The sequence below is a fragment of the Burkholderia sp. Cy-637 genome (assembly GCF_011753175.1).
Taxonomy (GTDB): domain Bacteria; phylum Pseudomonadota; class Gammaproteobacteria; order Burkholderiales; family Burkholderiaceae; genus Burkholderia; species Burkholderia gladioli.
The window spans coordinates 1-14,976 of the sequence record NZ_VWWC01000081.1 but is presented as its reverse complement, the minus strand read 5'-3'; the positions used below and the strand labels follow the sequence as shown (position 1 = coordinate 14,976).

29 protein-coding genes and 1 pseudogene are annotated in these 14,976 nt (G+C 60.6%); all 30 read right to left on the bottom strand.

All coding sequences use genetic code 11. The features are described 5' to 3' along the window. Positions 1 to 94 precede the first annotated feature (94 nt). Positions 95 to 487 carry a 50S ribosomal protein L17 gene (gene rplQ, locus F3J10_RS20685; RefSeq protein ID WP_013696385.1) on the bottom strand — a complete coding sequence of 131 codons (393 nt, stop codon included), beginning with the start codon at positions 485 to 487 and terminating at the stop codon, positions 95 to 97. 142 nt (positions 488 to 629) lie between these two features. After that, positions 630 to 1,607 carry a DNA-directed RNA polymerase subunit alpha gene (gene rpoA / locus F3J10_RS20680; protein WP_013696384.1) on the bottom strand — a complete coding sequence of 326 codons (978 nt, stop codon included), beginning with the start codon at positions 1,605 to 1,607 and terminating at the stop codon, positions 630 to 632. 121 nt (positions 1,608 to 1,728) lie between these two features. Further along, the gene (rpsD, locus tag F3J10_RS20675; RefSeq protein ID WP_167242887.1) at positions 1,729 to 2,352 is read right to left on the bottom strand and encodes a 30S ribosomal protein S4; all 624 of its coding nucleotides are present in this window, start codon (positions 2,350 to 2,352) and stop codon (positions 1,729 to 1,731) included. A gap of 143 nt (positions 2,353 to 2,495) precedes the next feature. After that, positions 2,496 to 2,897 carry a 30S ribosomal protein S11 gene (rpsK, locus tag F3J10_RS20670; protein WP_012734376.1) on the bottom strand — a complete coding sequence of 134 codons (402 nt, stop codon included), beginning with the start codon at positions 2,895 to 2,897 and terminating at the stop codon, positions 2,496 to 2,498. A gap of 23 nt (positions 2,898 to 2,920) precedes the next feature. After that, complete coding sequence (gene rpsM / locus F3J10_RS20665; RefSeq protein WP_013696382.1) at positions 2,921 to 3,286, bottom strand: 30S ribosomal protein S13; 366 nt, start codon at positions 3,284 to 3,286, stop codon at positions 2,921 to 2,923. Positions 3,287 to 3,324: 38 nt separating this feature from the next. Continuing rightward, on the bottom strand, positions 3,325 to 3,441 hold the full coding sequence (gene rpmJ, locus F3J10_RS20660) for a 50S ribosomal protein L36 (protein ID WP_004199844.1): 117 nt from the start codon (positions 3,439 to 3,441) through the stop codon (positions 3,325 to 3,327). Between the two features lie 20 nt (positions 3,442 to 3,461). Further along, positions 3,462 to 3,680, bottom strand: coding sequence for a translation initiation factor IF-1 (infA, locus tag F3J10_RS20655; protein ID WP_012734373.1), 219 nt, complete (start codon positions 3,678 to 3,680; stop codon positions 3,462 to 3,464). Between the two features lie 7 nt (positions 3,681 to 3,687). Next, positions 3,688 to 5,034: a preprotein translocase subunit SecY gene (gene secY / locus F3J10_RS20650; RefSeq protein ID WP_025099466.1), complete on the bottom strand. Its 1,347-nt coding sequence runs from the start codon at positions 5,032 to 5,034 to the stop codon at positions 3,688 to 3,690. Positions 5,035 to 5,077: 43 nt separating this feature from the next. After that, positions 5,078 to 5,512, bottom strand: a complete 435-nt coding sequence (gene rplO / locus F3J10_RS20645) for a 50S ribosomal protein L15 (RefSeq protein WP_013696380.1) — start codon at positions 5,510 to 5,512, stop codon at positions 5,078 to 5,080. Positions 5,513 to 5,539: 27 nt separating this feature from the next. Then, positions 5,540 to 5,722, bottom strand: coding sequence for a 50S ribosomal protein L30 (rpmD, locus tag F3J10_RS20640; RefSeq protein WP_007730608.1), 183 nt, complete (start codon positions 5,720 to 5,722; stop codon positions 5,540 to 5,542). Positions 5,723 to 5,737: 15 nt separating this feature from the next. Continuing rightward, complete coding sequence (rpsE, locus tag F3J10_RS20635; protein WP_013696378.1) at positions 5,738 to 6,256, bottom strand: 30S ribosomal protein S5; 519 nt, start codon at positions 6,254 to 6,256, stop codon at positions 5,738 to 5,740. A gap of 14 nt (positions 6,257 to 6,270) precedes the next feature. Further along, positions 6,271 to 6,636 carry a 50S ribosomal protein L18 gene (gene rplR / locus F3J10_RS20630; protein WP_012734368.1) on the bottom strand — a complete coding sequence of 122 codons (366 nt, stop codon included), beginning with the start codon at positions 6,634 to 6,636 and terminating at the stop codon, positions 6,271 to 6,273. A gap of 12 nt (positions 6,637 to 6,648) precedes the next feature. After that, positions 6,649 to 7,179: a 50S ribosomal protein L6 gene (gene rplF, locus F3J10_RS20625; protein WP_013696377.1), complete on the bottom strand. Its 531-nt coding sequence runs from the start codon at positions 7,177 to 7,179 to the stop codon at positions 6,649 to 6,651. 16 nt (positions 7,180 to 7,195) lie between these two features. Beyond that, positions 7,196 to 7,591 carry a 30S ribosomal protein S8 gene (gene rpsH, locus F3J10_RS20620; RefSeq protein WP_013696376.1) on the bottom strand — a complete coding sequence of 132 codons (396 nt, stop codon included), beginning with the start codon at positions 7,589 to 7,591 and terminating at the stop codon, positions 7,196 to 7,198. A 14-nt stretch (positions 7,592 to 7,605) separates the two neighbouring features. After that, on the bottom strand, positions 7,606 to 7,911 hold the full coding sequence (gene rpsN, locus F3J10_RS20615) for a 30S ribosomal protein S14 (RefSeq protein ID WP_013696375.1): 306 nt from the start codon (positions 7,909 to 7,911) through the stop codon (positions 7,606 to 7,608). A gap of 7 nt (positions 7,912 to 7,918) precedes the next feature. Next, positions 7,919 to 8,458: a 50S ribosomal protein L5 gene (gene rplE / locus F3J10_RS20610; RefSeq protein WP_013696374.1), complete on the bottom strand. Its 540-nt coding sequence runs from the start codon at positions 8,456 to 8,458 to the stop codon at positions 7,919 to 7,921. Positions 8,459 to 8,472: 14 nt separating this feature from the next. Continuing rightward, positions 8,473 to 8,778, bottom strand: coding sequence for a 50S ribosomal protein L24 (gene rplX / locus F3J10_RS20605; RefSeq protein ID WP_013696373.1), 306 nt, complete (start codon positions 8,776 to 8,778; stop codon positions 8,473 to 8,475). A 9-nt stretch (positions 8,779 to 8,787) separates the two neighbouring features. Next, a complete protein-coding gene (gene rplN, locus F3J10_RS20600) occupies positions 8,788 to 9,156 on the bottom strand; it encodes a 50S ribosomal protein L14 (protein WP_013696372.1) in 369 nt (122 codons plus the stop codon). Between the two features lie 303 nt (positions 9,157 to 9,459). Then, complete coding sequence (gene rpsQ / locus F3J10_RS20595) at positions 9,460 to 9,732, bottom strand: 30S ribosomal protein S17 (RefSeq protein WP_012734362.1); 273 nt, start codon at positions 9,730 to 9,732, stop codon at positions 9,460 to 9,462. After that, positions 9,729 to 9,923, bottom strand: a complete 195-nt coding sequence (gene rpmC / locus F3J10_RS20590) for a 50S ribosomal protein L29 (RefSeq protein WP_004199856.1) — start codon at positions 9,921 to 9,923, stop codon at positions 9,729 to 9,731. Before rpmC ends, rpsQ begins: the two co-directional genes overlap by 4 nt. Before the next feature lie 9 nt (positions 9,924 to 9,932). Next, a complete protein-coding gene (gene rplP / locus F3J10_RS20585) occupies positions 9,933 to 10,349 on the bottom strand; it encodes a 50S ribosomal protein L16 (protein WP_013696371.1) in 417 nt (138 codons plus the stop codon). A gap of 2 nt (positions 10,350 to 10,351) precedes the next feature. Further along, a complete protein-coding gene (gene rpsC, locus F3J10_RS20580) occupies positions 10,352 to 11,152 on the bottom strand; it encodes a 30S ribosomal protein S3 (RefSeq protein ID WP_012734360.1) in 801 nt (266 codons plus the stop codon). Positions 11,153 to 11,163: 11 nt separating this feature from the next. Then, on the bottom strand, positions 11,164 to 11,493 hold the full coding sequence (gene rplV, locus F3J10_RS20575; RefSeq protein WP_004199272.1) for a 50S ribosomal protein L22: 330 nt from the start codon (positions 11,491 to 11,493) through the stop codon (positions 11,164 to 11,166). Between the two features lie 12 nt (positions 11,494 to 11,505). Further along, positions 11,506 to 11,781 (bottom strand): 30S ribosomal protein S19, encoded by a 276-nt coding sequence (gene rpsS, locus F3J10_RS20570; RefSeq protein ID WP_004199273.1) that lies wholly within the window; start codon positions 11,779 to 11,781, stop codon positions 11,506 to 11,508. Positions 11,782 to 11,791: 10 nt separating this feature from the next. Next, positions 11,792 to 12,619, bottom strand: a complete 828-nt coding sequence (rplB, locus tag F3J10_RS20565; RefSeq protein WP_013696370.1) for a 50S ribosomal protein L2 — start codon at positions 12,617 to 12,619, stop codon at positions 11,792 to 11,794. A 2-nt stretch (positions 12,620 to 12,621) separates the two neighbouring features. After that, entirely contained in the window at positions 12,622 to 12,936 is a 315-nt protein-coding gene (gene rplW / locus F3J10_RS20560; protein WP_012734358.1) for a 50S ribosomal protein L23, read from the bottom strand. Further along, complete coding sequence (rplD, locus tag F3J10_RS20555) at positions 12,933 to 13,553, bottom strand: 50S ribosomal protein L4 (protein WP_013696369.1); 621 nt, start codon at positions 13,551 to 13,553, stop codon at positions 12,933 to 12,935. Before rplD ends, rplW begins: the two co-directional genes overlap by 4 nt. After that, positions 13,553 to 14,203 carry a 50S ribosomal protein L3 gene (gene rplC / locus F3J10_RS20550; protein WP_013696368.1) on the bottom strand — a complete coding sequence of 217 codons (651 nt, stop codon included), beginning with the start codon at positions 14,201 to 14,203 and terminating at the stop codon, positions 13,553 to 13,555. Before rplC ends, rplD begins: the two co-directional genes overlap by 1 nt. A 186-nt stretch (positions 14,204 to 14,389) precedes the next feature. Then, positions 14,390 to 14,701 (bottom strand): 30S ribosomal protein S10, encoded by a 312-nt coding sequence (gene rpsJ / locus F3J10_RS20545; RefSeq protein ID WP_012734355.1) that lies wholly within the window; start codon positions 14,699 to 14,701, stop codon positions 14,390 to 14,392. 148 nt (positions 14,702 to 14,849) lie between these two features. Continuing rightward, positions 14,850 to 14,976: pseudogene (gene tuf, locus F3J10_RS20540) on the bottom strand (elongation factor Tu); the annotation flags it as partial.

The following is a 14,976-nucleotide window of genomic DNA, read 5'->3' as shown; positions in this document are numbered from 1 at the left end:
GGCCGATGCGGCCCACGCATCATGTGGACGCGAGCGATCCGGAAAACAAAAAAGCCAGGCATCAGCCTGGCTTTTTCGCGACATCAGATGAAGCTTATTCCGCTTCCTGGACGTTCTCTTCCGAGACTTCCGGGCGGTCGAGCAGTTCGACCAGCGCCATCGGTGCATTGTCGCCAACGCGGAAGCCGAACTTCAGGATACGCAGGTAGCCGCCCGGACGGTTCGCGAAGCGCGGACCGAGCACGTCGAACAGCTTCGTGACCGAGTCACGATCGCGCAGGCGGTTGAACGCCAGGCGACGGTTGGCCAGCGACGGCTTCTTGCCCAGGGTGATGAGGGGCTCGACGACCTTGCGCAGTTCCTTCGCCTTCGGCAGCGTCGTCTTGATGACTTCGTGCTCGATCAGCGAGTTGGACATGTTACGGAGCATTGCCAGACGGTGGCTGCTCGTGCGGTTCAGTTTCCGCAGACCATGACGGTGACGCATTTCAGTTTCCTTGATTCAAAGTTTTGATCCAGCTCTTCTATCGCGCCTTGAGGCGCACGGGCCGGTAGAAAAAAGACAAGACGCGGATTTTAAAGGAAAATCCGCGTCCTGACCAGATGACGACGCTGTTGCTGCCGTGCGATTACTTGTCGAGGCCAGCCGGCGGCCAGTTCTCGAGCTTCATGCCCAGCGTGAGACCGCGCGAAGCGAGCACTTCCTTGATCTCGTTGAGCGACTTGCGACCGAGGTTCGGCGTCTTCAGCAGCTCGTTTTCCGTGCGCTGGATCAGGTCGCCGATGTAGTAGATGTTCTCGGCCTTCAGGCAGTTCGCCGAACGAACCGTCAGCTCGAGATCATCGACCGGACGCAGCAGGATCGGATCGATCTGCGGTGCGCGCGAGGGGGCTTCGGCGGCCGTTTCCGTGCCTTCCAGCGCCGCGAACACGGACAGCTGGTCGACCAGGATGCGGGCCGACTGGCGAATCGCCTCTTCCGGGGTGATCACGCCGCTCGTCTCGATGTTCATGACGAGCTTGTCCAGGTCGGTACGCTGCTCGACGCGGGCGCTCTCGACGGCGTAGCTCACGCGGCGAACCGGCGAGAACGACGCGTCCAGCACGATGCGGCCGATGATCTTGGCCGACTCCTCGCCATAGCGACGCACGTTGCCCGGCACATAGCCGCGGCCCTTCTCGATCTTGATCTGGACGTCGAGCTTGCCGCCCTTCGTCAGGTGGGCAATCACGTGATCCGGGTTGATCACCTCGCAGTCATGCGCGAGCTCGATGTCGCCGGCCGTCACGATGCCTTCGCCTTCCTTGCGCAGCGTCACCGTGACTTCGTCGCGGTTGTGCAGCTTGAACACCACGCCCTTCAGGTTCAGCAGCAGGTTGACGACGTCCTCTTGCACACCATCAAGCGTCGAATACTCGTGCACCACGCCGGCGATCGTCACTTCGGTCGGCGCATAGCCGATCATCGACGACAGCAGGACGCGGCGGAGCGCATTGCCCAAGGTGTGACCGTAGCCGCGTTCGAACGGCTCCATGACCACTTTCGCATGGTTCTCGCCCAGCGATTCCACGGCGATGATCTTGGGTTTCAACAAACTGGTTTGCATAGGTTTTCCTTTTCAATACCCTCGGCTCGTTACACCGATAAGGCTGACCGGTAACACCTGAAAATGAAGAACCGAGGCCCTGCCGGCTCTCGCAAGCAGGGTACCTCGGCTATCAATCGGATTAACGCGAATACAATTCGACGATCAGGCTTTCGTTGATGTCGCCTGCGATTTCGGCGCGCTCCGGCACTTGCTTGAAGGTGCCTTCGAACTTCTTCGCATCGACCGCGACCCAGCTCGGCATGCCGCCTTGCTCAGCCAGCGACAGCGCTTCGACGATACGCACCTGCTTCTTCGACTTTTCGCGGATCGCGATGATGTCGCCCGCCTTGACTTGCAGCGACGGGATGTTCGAGACGATGCCGTTCACCGTGATGGCCTTGTGGCCGACGAGCTGACGCGCTTCGGCGCGGGTCGAACCGAAACCCATGCGGTAGACGACGTTGTCCAGGCGCGACTCGAGCAGTTGCAGCAGGTTTTCACCCGTGTTGCCCTTGCGGCGGTCAGCTTCCGCGAAGTAGCGGCGGAACTGGCGCTCCAGCACGCCGTAGATGCGCTTGACCTTCTGCTTTTCACGCAGCTGCGTGCCGTAGTCGGACGTGCGCGCACCGGAGATGCGGCCGTGCTGACCCGGCTTGCTGTCGAGCTTGCACTTGTCGGCGAGCGAGCGACGCGCGCTCTTCAGGAACAGGTCGGTGCCTTCACGGCGGGACAGCTTGGCCTTGGGGCCGGTATAACGTGCCACTTTGCGTTTCCTCTATCTATCGTCACGCGGTCGCAAAAACCGCGCTAGTTCGTGTCCTTTGGACCGAACGGTGGACTTAGTCAATCAATAGACTACGTTGCCCGAAGCCGCCCTGCGGCGACGACAGGCTGCACCTGGCATCCTTAGATGCGGCGGCGCTTCGGCGGACGGCAGCCGTTGTGCGGGATCGGGGTCACGTCGGAAATCGCCGTGATCTTGATGCCGAGGCCGTGCAGTGCGCGCACTGCCGACTCACGACCCGGACCCGGGCCCTTGATGCGAACTTCGAGGTTCTTCACGCCGTATTCCATCGCGACACGGCCAGCCGACTCGGCTGCGACCTGTGCTGCGAACGGGGTCGACTTGCGCGAACCCTTGAAGCCCTGGCCGCCCGATGTCGCCCACGCCAGAGCGTTGCCCTGACGATCGGTGATCGTGATGATCGTGTTGTTGAACGATGCGTGAACGTGAACCACGCCTTCCGCAACGTTCTTCTTAACCTTCTTGCGAACGCGTTGAGCCGCGTTATTGGAAGCCTTAGCCATGACGTTTTCCTGTAACTGTCAGCTTATTTCTTCAGCGCTTGAGCGGCGCGGCGCGGACCCTTGCGGGTGCGTGCATTCGTACGCGTACGCTGGCCACGCATCGGCAGACCCTTGCGATGGCGGACGCCGCGGTAGCAGCCGAGGTCCATCAGGCGCTTGATGTTCATCGTCACTTCACGGCGCAGATCGCCTTCGACGACAAACTTGCCCACTTCTTCACGCAGCTTTTCGAGGTCTGCGTCGTTCAGGTCCTTGACCTTCTTCGAGAATTCGACGCCTGCTGCGACGCAGATGCTGCGAGCGCGCGTGCGGCCGACACCGAAAATCGCCGTCAGGCCGATCTCGGTATGCTGGTGATTCGGGATGTTAACCCCTGCGATACGAGCCATTGTTTTTCCTCAAACAAAAAGCGCAAATAAACGCGCGATCAGCCTTGACGCTGTTTATGGCGCGGGTCCGAGCTGCAGATCACGCGAACCACGCCCTTGCGCTTGATGATCTTGCAATTGCGGCAAATGCGCTTAACCGATGCCATCACTTTCATGATATTACCCTTTTTACAAATCACTTCGCCCGGAACACGATCCGCGCACGCGACAGATCGTAAGGCGTCAATTCAACCGTCACCTTGTCGCCCGGCAAGATACGGATGTAGTGCATCCGCATCTTGCCCGAGATATGCCCCAACACGACATGGCCGTTTTCCAGCTTCACGCGGAAGGTAGCATTCGGAAGGTTTTCGACCACTTCTCCCTGCATCTGGATTACATCGTCTTTGGCCATAGTCCTTTCAACGCATTGGGATGTTGCTGCCCTTGAAATTGGCTTTCTTGAGCAGCGATTCATACTGTTGCGACATAACGTACGACTGCACCTGCGCCATGAAGTCCATCGTGACGACGACAATGATCAGCAGCGACGTTCCACCAAAATAAAACGGCACGTTCCAGCGCAGCACCAGGAATTCCGGCAGCAGACACACGAAGACGATGTAGATCGCACCGGCCAGCGTCAGACGCGTGAGGATGCGGTCGATGTATCGCGCGGTCTGGTCGCCCGGACGGATGCCCGGCACGAATGCACCGCTCTTCTTCAGGTTGTCCGCCGTTTCCCTGCTGTTGAACACCAGTGCGGTGTAGAAGAAGCAGAAAAACACGATCGCCAGCGTATACAGCAGCACGTACACCGGCTGACCCGGCTTCAGCGCTTCCGCCACGTTGTGCAGCGTGTCGGACAGCCAGCTCTTGCGCTCACCCGAGCTGAACCAGCTCAGGATGGTTGCCGGGAACAGGATGATCGACGACGCGAAGATCGGCGGAATCACGCCCGACATGTTCAACTTCAGCGGCAGGTGTGACGACTGCCCACCGTAAATCTTGTTGCCGACCTGGCGCTTCGCGTAGTTCACGAGGATCTTGCGCTGACCGCGTTCAATGAACACGACCAGGTAGGTCACCGCTGCAATCAGGACGACGATGATGATCGCCGAAATGATGCTCATCGAACCCGTACGCACCAGCTCGAACAGGCCACCCACGGCATTCGGGAACCCTGCTGCGATCCCGCCGAAGATGATGATCGAAATACCGTTGCCCAGACCGCGCTCGGTGATCTGCTCGCCGAGCCACATCAGGAACATCGTGCCCGTCACCAGGGTGACGACCGTCGTGAGACGGAACAGCATGCCCGGATCGATCACGAGGCCAGGCTGATTTTCCAGCGCAGCCGCGATGCCGAAGGCCTGGAACGTGGCCAGCACGACCGTGAAGACACGCGTGTACTGCGTGATCTTCCGCTGCCCTGCCTGCCCTTCCTTCTTCAGCGCCTCGAGCTGCGGCGAGACAATCGCCAGCAACTGCATGATGATCGACGCGGAGATGTACGGCATGATCCCCAGCGCGAAGATCGTGAAGCGGGACAACGCACCACCCGAGAACATGTTGAACATGCCGAGGATGCCGCCTGCCTGGCTCTGGAACAGCTTCGCCAGTTGATCCGGATCGATACCCGGAACCGGAATGTGCGCGCCGATGCGATAGACGATCAGCGCCAGCAGCAGGAACATCGCCCGCCGACGCAGATCGCCGAACTTCGCCGTGCTTCGACCGGGTTTTGCGAGACTCGGGCTGTTGGCCAAGTATCTTCTCCGATGCAGATGCTAGTAACGAGCGCGAGCTGCGTTACTCGGCGAACGAACCGCCAGCCGCTTCGATCGCTGCGCGTGCCGACTTCGTCGCGCCGAGACCCTTCACGGTGATCTTGCGCTTCAGCTCGCCCGTGGCGATGATCTTCGCGCTCTTCGTCAGCTCGCCGACCAGGCCGGCTTGCTTCAGTGCGAGCAGATCGATCTCGTCGACCGGCAGCTTCTCGAGGTCGCCCAGACGCACTTCACCGACGAATTCCTTCGTCAGCGACGTGAAGCCGCGCTTCGGCAGACGACGTTGCAGCGGCATCTGACCGCCTTCGAAGCCAACCTTGTGGAAGCCGCCCGAACGCGACTTCTGACCCTTGTGACCACGGCCGGCCGTCTTACCGAGGCCGGAACCGATGCCGCGGCCGACGCGACGCTTAGCGTGCTTCGCGCCTTCCGCCGGCTTCAGGTTATTCAATTCCATATCAACTCCTTGATCCGTAGTCGGCGCTTAGCCGATGACCTTAACAAGGTACGAGACCTTGTTGATCATGCCGCGCACGGCCGGCGTATCCTGCAGCTCGCTGACCGAGTTGAGTCGACGCAGACCCAGACCGCGCACGGTGGCGCGGTGCGATTCGCGGGTCCCAATCAGGCTCTTGACGAGCTGAACCTTGACAGTTTTATCAGACATGGTGACCACCTGGGCTTAGCCCAAAATTTCTTCGACCGACTTGCCGCGCTTGGCAGCAATGTCAGCCGGCGTCGATTGCTTGCGCAGGCCATCGAGCGTCGCACGAACCAGGTTGTACGGGTTCGTCGAGCCGTGGCTCTTCGCGACGACGTTCTGCACGCCCATCACGTCGAACACCGCGCGCATCGGGCCGCCGGCGATCACGCCGGTACCACCCTTCGCCGGAGCGAGGAGGACCGTCGACGCGCCGTGCTTGCCGTGCACTTCATGTTGCAGCGTGCCGTTCTTCAGCGGCACCTTGAACATGTTGCGGCGAGCCTGCTCCATTGCCTTCTGGACAGCGACCGGCACTTCCTTCGCCTTGCCCTTGCCCATACCGACGCGGCCATCACCGTCGCCAACCACGGTCAGCGCGGCGAAACCGAGAATCCGGCCACCCTTCACGACCTTGGTCACGCGATTGACCGAAATCATTTTTTCACGAAGGCCGTCGTCGCGCTCGTCAGCCTGAACTTTCGCTTGCATCTTTGCCATGACGAATTCTTCCCTTAGAACTTGAGCCCAGCTTCGCGAGCTGCATCAGCCAGCGCCTTGACGCGGCCATGGTAGCGGAAGCCCGAGCGGTCGAAGGCGACGGATTCGATGCCGGCGGCCTTGGCCTTCTCGGCGATACGCTTGCCGATCAGCGTTGCGGCATTGACGTTGCCGCCCTTGCCCGACTGGTCAGCCAGCTGCGCACGCACTTCGGCTTCCAGCGTCGACGCACTGGCCACCACCTTGGTGCCGCACGGCGAGAACACTTGCGCGTAGATGTGCGAGTTCGTGCGATGCACGGCGAGACGCGCGACCTGCAGCTCAGCGATCTTGATACGCGTCTGGCGAGCGCGGCGCAGGCGAGATTGAGTCTTATCCATGATTGCGCACCCTTACTTCTTCTTCGTTTCTTTGAGGATCACAACCTCGTCGGAATAGCGCACGCCCTTGCCCTTGTAGGGCTCCGGCGGACGGTAACCGCGGACTTCCGCAGCCACTTGACCGACTTGTTGCTTGTTGATCCCCTTGATCACGATTTCGGTTTGCGTCGGGGTTTCAGCCTTGATGCCTTCCGGCATCTGGTGCACCACCGGGTGCGAGAAACCCAGCGACAGGTTCAGCTTGTCGCCTTGCGCCTGCGCACGATAACCGACGCCAACCAGCGTCAGCTTGCGCTCGAAACCCTTGGTCACGCCGTGCACCATGTTCGCGATGATCGCGCGCATCGTGCCCGACAGTGCATTCGCTTCGCGGCTTTCGTCGACCGGCGCCAGGTTCAGCGTGCCGTCCTGGTTCACCACCGTCACAAGCGGATTGACCACTTGCGAGATCGTGCCCAGCGGACCCTTCACGGTGATGGAGCCGTTTGCCAGCGTCACCTCGGCGCCTTGCAGCGCGATCGGGCTCTTACCTACTCGAGACATGTTTCTTTCTCCTCGGTTAAGCGACGTAGCAGATGACTTCGCCGCCGACGCCCGTAGCGCGCGCCTTGCGGTCGGTCATCACGCCCTTCGGCGTCGACACGATTGCCACACCCAGGCCGTTCATGACCTGAGGGATGTCATTGCGGCCGCGGTACACGCGCAGGCCGGGCTTCGACACGCGCTCGAGGCGTTCGATGACCGGACGGCCGGCGTAGTACTTCAGTGCAATGTTCAGTTCTGCCTTCGCGCCTTCGGTCTTGACTGCGAAATCGTCGATGTAGCCTTCGTCCTTCAGGACTTGGGCGATCGCGATCTTGACCTTCGACGAGGGCATTGCCACCGAAACCTTCTCGACCATCTGCGCGTTGCGGATGCGAGTCAGCATATCGGCGATAGGATCACTCATGCTCATTTACGTTTCTCCTATTACCAGCTCGCCTTGGTCAGGCCAGGAATCTCGCCGCGGAAAGCGATTTCACGAATCTTGTTACGCGCGAGGCCGAATTTACGGAACGTGCCACGCGGACGGCCCGTGATCGCGCAGCGGTTACGCTTGCGGGTCGGGTTGGCGTTGCGGGGCAGTTGTTGCAGTTCGAGACGGGCGGCGTAGCGCTCTTCGTCCGACTTGCTCTCGTCGTCGATGATCGCCTTCAGTGCCGCACGCTTCGGTGCGTACTTCTCTGCCAGGCGAGCACGCTTCTTTTCACGTTCGATCAGTGCCAGTTTAGCCACGGTAACCTCAGTTTCTGAACGGGAACTTGAAGCTGGCGAGCAGTGCCTTCGCTTCGTCGTCGGTCTTCGCGGTGGTCGTGATGCTGATGTTCAGCCCACGCAGCGCGTCGATCTTGTCGTAATCGATTTCGGGGAAAATGATCTGCTCTTTCACACCGATGTTGTAGTTGCCACGGCCGTCGAACGCGCGACCCGACACGCCGCGGAAATCGCGCACGCGGGGCAGGGCGACCGTCACGAAACGATCGAGGAATTCATACATCGCGCGGCCGCGCAGCGTCACCATCGCGCCGATCGGGTAGCCCTGGCGGATCTTGAAGCCGGCGATTGCCTTGCGGGCCTTCGTCACGACAGGCTTCTGACCTGCGATCTTCGTCAGGTCGCCAACGGCGTTCTCGATGATCTTCTTGTCAGCGACGGCTTCGCCAAGGCCCATGTTCAGTGTGATCTTGGTGATGCGCGGCACTTCCATGATCGACTTGTAGCCGAACTTCTCGACCAGGCCGGGAACTACCGTTTCTTTGTAAAACTCTTGAAAACGTGCCATTTTTCTACTCCGCGTCAGGCCAGCACGGCGCCGGTCGTCTTCAGGAAGCGAACCTTCTTGCCTTCCTCGACCTTGATGCCGACACGCGAGGCCTTGCCGTTCGCGTCGACCAGTGCGACGTTCGAAATATGCAGCGGCATCGTCTTCGCTTCCACGCCACCCGTCGTACCCTTCATCGGGTTCGGCTTCACATGCTTCTTGACGAGGTTGATACCTTCGACGGTCACATGTTCGGCGCCGACGGCCAGCACGACGCCGCGCTTGCCCTTGTCCTTGCCGGTGACGACGATGACTTCGTCACCCTTGCGAATCTTGTTCATCGCGACTCCTTACAGCACTTCCGGCGCCAGCGAAACGATCTTCATGAATCGTTCGCTACGCAGCTCACGCGTGACCGGCCCGAAAATGCGGGTGCCGATCGGCTCGAGCTTGTTGTTCAAAAGCACAGCGGCGTTGCCGTCGAACTTGATCAGCGAACCGTCCTGACGACGCACGCCCTTGGCGGTACGAACCACCACGGCGTTGTAGATTTCGCCTTTCTTCACGCGCCCGCGCGGCGTTGCTTCCTTGACGGTCACCTTGATGATGTCGCCAATGCTGGCATAACGACGCTTCGAGCCGCCGAGCACCTTGATGCACATGACTTCACGTGCACCCGTGTTGTCGGCCACTTCAAGCCGAGATTCGGTCTGGATCATGGTTTATCTTTCCCAACTTAATCCGGATGCGCCACCATGGCACATACGGTCAGTCTTGGTCCCGTCAGCCAACTGCGGCTGCTTGGGTTTGAACAGCAGCGATGGCAAACGAAACCCGCCATCGCAAATCGGTGAATCATCGAGCCGACAGAACGCCAGCCCGCTTCCCCCACCGTGACTTCGCCCGCGACGGGGCTCCCATAAAGAGGGAAGACCGGGATTATAACAAATAATCCCGGCCACGCAAGCAAAAACTTTGCGATTTCAAGCACTTCTACTGCTTGTGGCCTTTCGGCCTCCCGCTTAGATGACGCGGGCTGCTTCGATCAGGCGCGACACCGTCCAGGCCTTGGTCTTCGAGAGAGGACGCGTTTCCTGGATTTCGACGAGGTCACCCTCGTTGTAGGTGTTCGCTTCGTCGTGTGCGTGGTACTTCTTCGAGCGCACGACGTACTTGCCGTAGATCGGATGCTTGACGCGGTTCTCGATCAGCACCGTGACGGTCTTGTCCATCTTGTTGCTGACCACACGACCGACCAGCGTCCGCTTGAGCGAGGTTTTCACGCTATCGTTCATTTCTGGTTCGCCTTCTGAGTCAGGACGGTCCGCACACGAGCGATATCGCGACGAACCTTCTTCAGCTGGCTCGTGTTCGTGAGCTGCTGGGTCGCGAGTTGCATGCGCAGGCCGAATTGCGCCTTCAACAGGTCCGACAGCTCCTTGTTGAGCGCGGCCTGATCTTTCTGGAGAAGTTCGGAAGCCTTCATGTTTTCTCCTTAGGCGCCGAGCTGACGAACGATGAATGCCGTCTTGAGCGGCAGCTTGGCAGCTGCCAGACGGAACGCTTCGCGTGCCAGTTCTTCGGTTACGCCATCCATTTCGTACAGCATCTTGCCCGGCTGAATCTCGGCGACGTAGTACTCAGGGTTACCCTTACCGTTACCCATCCGCACTTCGGCCGGCTTCTGCGAAATCGGCTTGTCCGGGAAGATACGGATCCAGATCCGGCCGCCGCGCTTGATGTGACGCGTCATGGCACGACGCGCCGCTTCGATCTGGCGTGCGGTCAGACGGCCGCGACCGATAGCCTTCAGGCCGAATTCACCGAACGACACGGCGTTGCCGCGCGTCGCGATACCGGTGTTACGACCCTTCTGCTCCTTACGATACTTTCTGCGTTTCGGTTGCAGCATCGTTATTCTCCAGTCTTGCCGTCTTCCGGCTTGCCTGCAGCGCGACGCGGTGCGCCACGACGGGCACCCGGACCACCGCCTTCACCGTCACGGCGCGGACGACGATCGCCAGGACGCGCATTGCGGCGCGGGCGCTTGTCTTCCGTCACTTCCTCGACCACCGGCGCATCGTTGCGGCCGAGCGTGTCGCCCTTGTACACCCACACCTTGACGCCGATGATGCCGTACGTCGTCTTGGCTTCCGACGTTGCGTAATCGATGTCGGCGCGCAGCGTGTGCAGGGGCACGCGGCCTTCGCGATACCACTCGGTACGAGCGATTTCGATGCCGTTCAGACGACCGGCGCTCATGATCTTGATGCCCTGGGCACCCAGACGCATGGCGTTCTGCATCGCACGCTTCATCGCGCGGCGGAACATGATCCGGCGCTCGAGCTGTTGCGTGATCGAATCGGCGATCAGCTGAGCATCGGTTTCCGGCTTGCGGATCTCTTCGATGTTGACGTGAACCGGCACGCCCATGCGGCGTTGCAGTTCCGTCTTCAGCAGTTCGATGTCCTCACCCTTCTTGCCGATGACGACGCCCGGACGCGAGCTGTAAATCGTGATCCGTGCGTTCTTCGCCGGGCGCTCGATGACGACGCGACCGACCGAAGCGTTCTTCAGCTTCTTCTTCAGATACTCACGGACGCCGATGTCTTCCTGCAGCATCGCCGCGAAATTGTTGTTGTTCGCGTACCAACGCGAAGCCCAATTGCGGCTGACGGCCAAACGGAAGCCAGTCGGATGAATTTTCTGTCCCATCGTGTGACCCCTTAATTCCCGACCGTCACAGTGATGTGACAGGATTGCTTCTCAATGCGGTTGCCGCGGCCCTTGGCGCGCGCGGTGAAGCGCTTGAGCGAGGCAGCCTTGTCGACGTAGATGCTCTTGATCTTGAGCTCGTCGATGTCGGCGCCTTCGTTGTGCTCCGCATTCGCGATAGCCGACAACACCACCTTCTTCACGATGCCGGCGGCCTTCTTCGGCGAGAACGTCAGGACGTTCAGCGCCTTGTCGACCGGCAAACCGCGGATCTGGTCAGCCACCAGGCGCGTCTTCTGCGCCGAGATGCGGGCACCGCGATGAATTGCTTTCACTTCCATCTTGATTGCCCCTTATTTCTTGGCCTTCTTGTCGGCCGCGTGACCCTTGAACGTCCGGGTCAGTGCGAACTCGCCAAGCTTGTGGCCGACCATGTTTTCCGAGATGTACACCGGAACGTGTTGACGGCCGTTGTGGACGGCGATCGTCAGACCGATGAAATCCGGGAGGATCGTCGAACGACGCGACCAGGTCTTGATCGGCTTCTTGTCGCGCGAAGCTGCAGCCGCCTCAACTTTCTTCAGCAAATGGGCGTCGCAGAACGGACCTTTTTTAACAGAACGTGCCATTGCCTACTCCTTAACGCTTGTGACGGCGCTGGACGATCATCGTCGTCGTGCGCTTGTTGCGACGCGTACGGAAGCCCTTCGCCGGCGTGCCCCACGGGCTCACCGGATCGCGGCCTGCCGCGGTCTTGCCTTCACCACCACCGTGCGGGTGATCGATCGGGTTCATCGCGACGCCACGAACCGTCGGGCGGATACCGCGCCAGCGGTTGGCACCGGCCTTGCCGATCTGGCGCAGGCTGTGCTCTTCGTTGCCGACTTCACCGATCGTCGCGCGGCACTCGATGTGCACGCGGCGGATTTCGCCCGAACGCAGACGAACCTGCGCGTAGACGCCTTCACGCGCCAGCAGCATGGCCGAGGTACCGGCCGAACGCGCGATCTGCGCGCCCTTGCCCGGCAGCATCTCGATGCAGTGGATCGTCGTACCGACCGGAATGTTGCGGATCGGCAGGGCATTGCCCGCGCGGATCGGCGCTTCCGAACCGGACAGCAGTTGCTGGCCGACCGTCACGCCCTTCGGCGCGATGATGTAGCGACGCTCGCCGTCTGCGTACAGAACCAGCGCGATGTTCGCGCTACGGTTCGGGTCGTACTCGAGACGCTCGACCTTTGCCGGGATGCCGTCCTTGTTGCGACGGAAATCGACGACACGGTAGTGTTGCTTGTGACCACCGCCCTTGTGGCGCGTGGTGATGCGGCCGTTGTTGTTACGGCCGGCGGTCGTGCTCTGCGTGTCGAGCAGCGGTGCGAACGGCTTGCCCTTGTGCAGATCCTTGTTGACCACCTTGACCATCGCGCGGCGACCCGGCGAAGTCGGCTTAACTTTAACGATTGCCATGATTACTTGGCCTCCGCTTCAAAGTTGATTTCCTGGCCGGGCTTCAGGCAGACGTACGCCTTCTTCACGTCCTTGCGACGGCCCATCGAGCGGCCGAAACGCTTTTGCTTGCCCTTCTGGACCAGCACGTTGACGGAATCAACTTCCACCTTGAACAGCAGCTCGACAGCGGCCTTCACTTCCTGCTTCGTGGCATCCGGTGCGACTTCGAACACGACTTGCTCGTTCTTGTCGGCAACCAGGGTCGCCTTCTCGGAGACCACCGGCGCGAGCAGGACCTGCATCAAACGATGATCGTTCTTGCGAATCTCGCTCATGACAGCAACTCCTCGATCTGGGCGACCGCAGCCTTCGTGACCAGGATCTTCTTGAAGTAGATCAGCGACAGCGGGTCGGCGTAACGCGGCTCGACAACCGCCACATTCGGCAGGTTGCGCGACGCGAGGTACAGGTTCTCATCGACCGTATCGGTGATGACGAGCACGGATTCGAGGCCCATGGCCTTGAACTTCTCGGCCAGCAGCTTGGTCTTCGGCGCTTCGAGCGTCAGTTGCTCGACGACCGACAGACGGCCTTCGCGGGCCAGCTGCGAGAAGATGGAGCGCAGACCTGCGCGGTGCATCTTCTTGTTGACCTTGTGCGAGAAGTTTTCTTCCGGCGAATTCGGGAAGATACGGCCACCGCCGCGCCACAGCGGGCTCGACGACATACCGGCACGAGCGCGGCCCGTACCCTTCTGGCGCCACGGCTTCTTGGTCGTGTGCTTGACTTGTTCGCGATCCTTCTGCGCGCGGTTACCCTGGCGAGCGTTCGCCTGGTAAGCCACGACGACCTGGTGGATCAGCGCTTCGTTGTAGTCACGGCCGAACACGACGTCCGACGCGTTGACCGACGCACCTTCCTGACCATTTTCATTCAGGAGCTTGAGTTCCATTATTTCGCCCCCTTGGTCTTGACGGCCGGCGTCACGAAGACCTTGCCGCCCTTCGCGCCCGGAATTGCGCCCTTCACGAGCAGCAGCTTGCGCTCTGCGTCGATACGCGCGATTTCGAGGTTCTGAACCGTAACCGTCACGTCACCCATGTGACCGGTCATGCGCTTGCCCGGGAACACACGACCCGGATCCTGCGCCATACCGATCGAGCCCGGCACGTTGTGCGAGCGCGAGTTACCGTGCGTTGCGCGGCCCGAGCTGAAGTTGTAACGCTTGATCGTACCGGCATAGCCCTTACCGATCGACACGCCTTGCACGTCGACCTTCTGGCCTACTTCGAAGAGATCGGGACCGACGATGGCGCCATTCGACAGCTCGGCTGCCTTGGCCGCATCGATGCGGAATTCCTTGAGAACTTCACCGGCTTCGACGCCGGCTTTGGCGAGATGACCTGCCAACGGCTTCGTCACGCGCGATGCGCGACGGGAGCCAAATGCAACCTGCACGGCCGTGTAGCCGTCGGTTTCAACAGTCTTGATCTGCGTCACGCGGTTGTCCGACACGTCCAGCACGGTGACGGGAATCGAATCCCCTTCAGCCGTGAAAATACGGGTCATGCCAACCTTGCGACCTACGAGTCCAAGGCTCATCGTTTTCTCCATTCCCGACTGCGATTGGTCGGGGCTAATTTACAAAACGGCGCGCTTGCCGCAAGAGCAGGCGCGTCGGTTTTTACGCAAATACGCGAAAAGCCTTGCATTATAGCGAGGCTTTACGTTTTCCGCAAGCAATCAAAGACTTAGCGTTTCCAGCCGGGGCCGGATCCGCCGCGAGCCTTACTGCAGCTTGATTTCGACGTCCACGCCAGCCGGCAGGTCGAGCTTCATCAGCGCGTCGACCGTCTTGTCGGTCGGATCGACGATGTCCATCAGGCGCTGGTGGGTGCGGATTTCGAGCTGGTCACGCGAGGTCTTGTTGACGTGCGGCGAACGCAGGATGTCGAAGCGCTGGATGCGGGTCGGCAGCGGCACCGGGCCACGGACGATTGCACCCGTCCGCTTCGCCGTGTCGACGATCTCGGCAGCCGACTGGTCGATCAGACGATAGTCGAAAGCCTTCAGGCGAATGCGGATTTTTTGCTTTTGCATGACGATTCCTTGAAAAGAGCGAGGCGATGTTGCATCGCCGGATCAGTAAAAGAACGTAGGAGCGGGCGCCTGGGGAGACCAGGCGCCCGCTCCCGGGCGCTGAACCGCAGATGATACACCAGCTGCGGCCCGGCAGCGATACTCGAGTTTAGTCGAGGATCTTGGCGACGACGCCGGCGCCGACGGTACGGCCACCTTCGCGGATCGCGAAGCGCAGGCCTTCTTCCATCGCGATCGGAGCGATCAGCTTCACCGTGATCGACACGTTGTCGCCC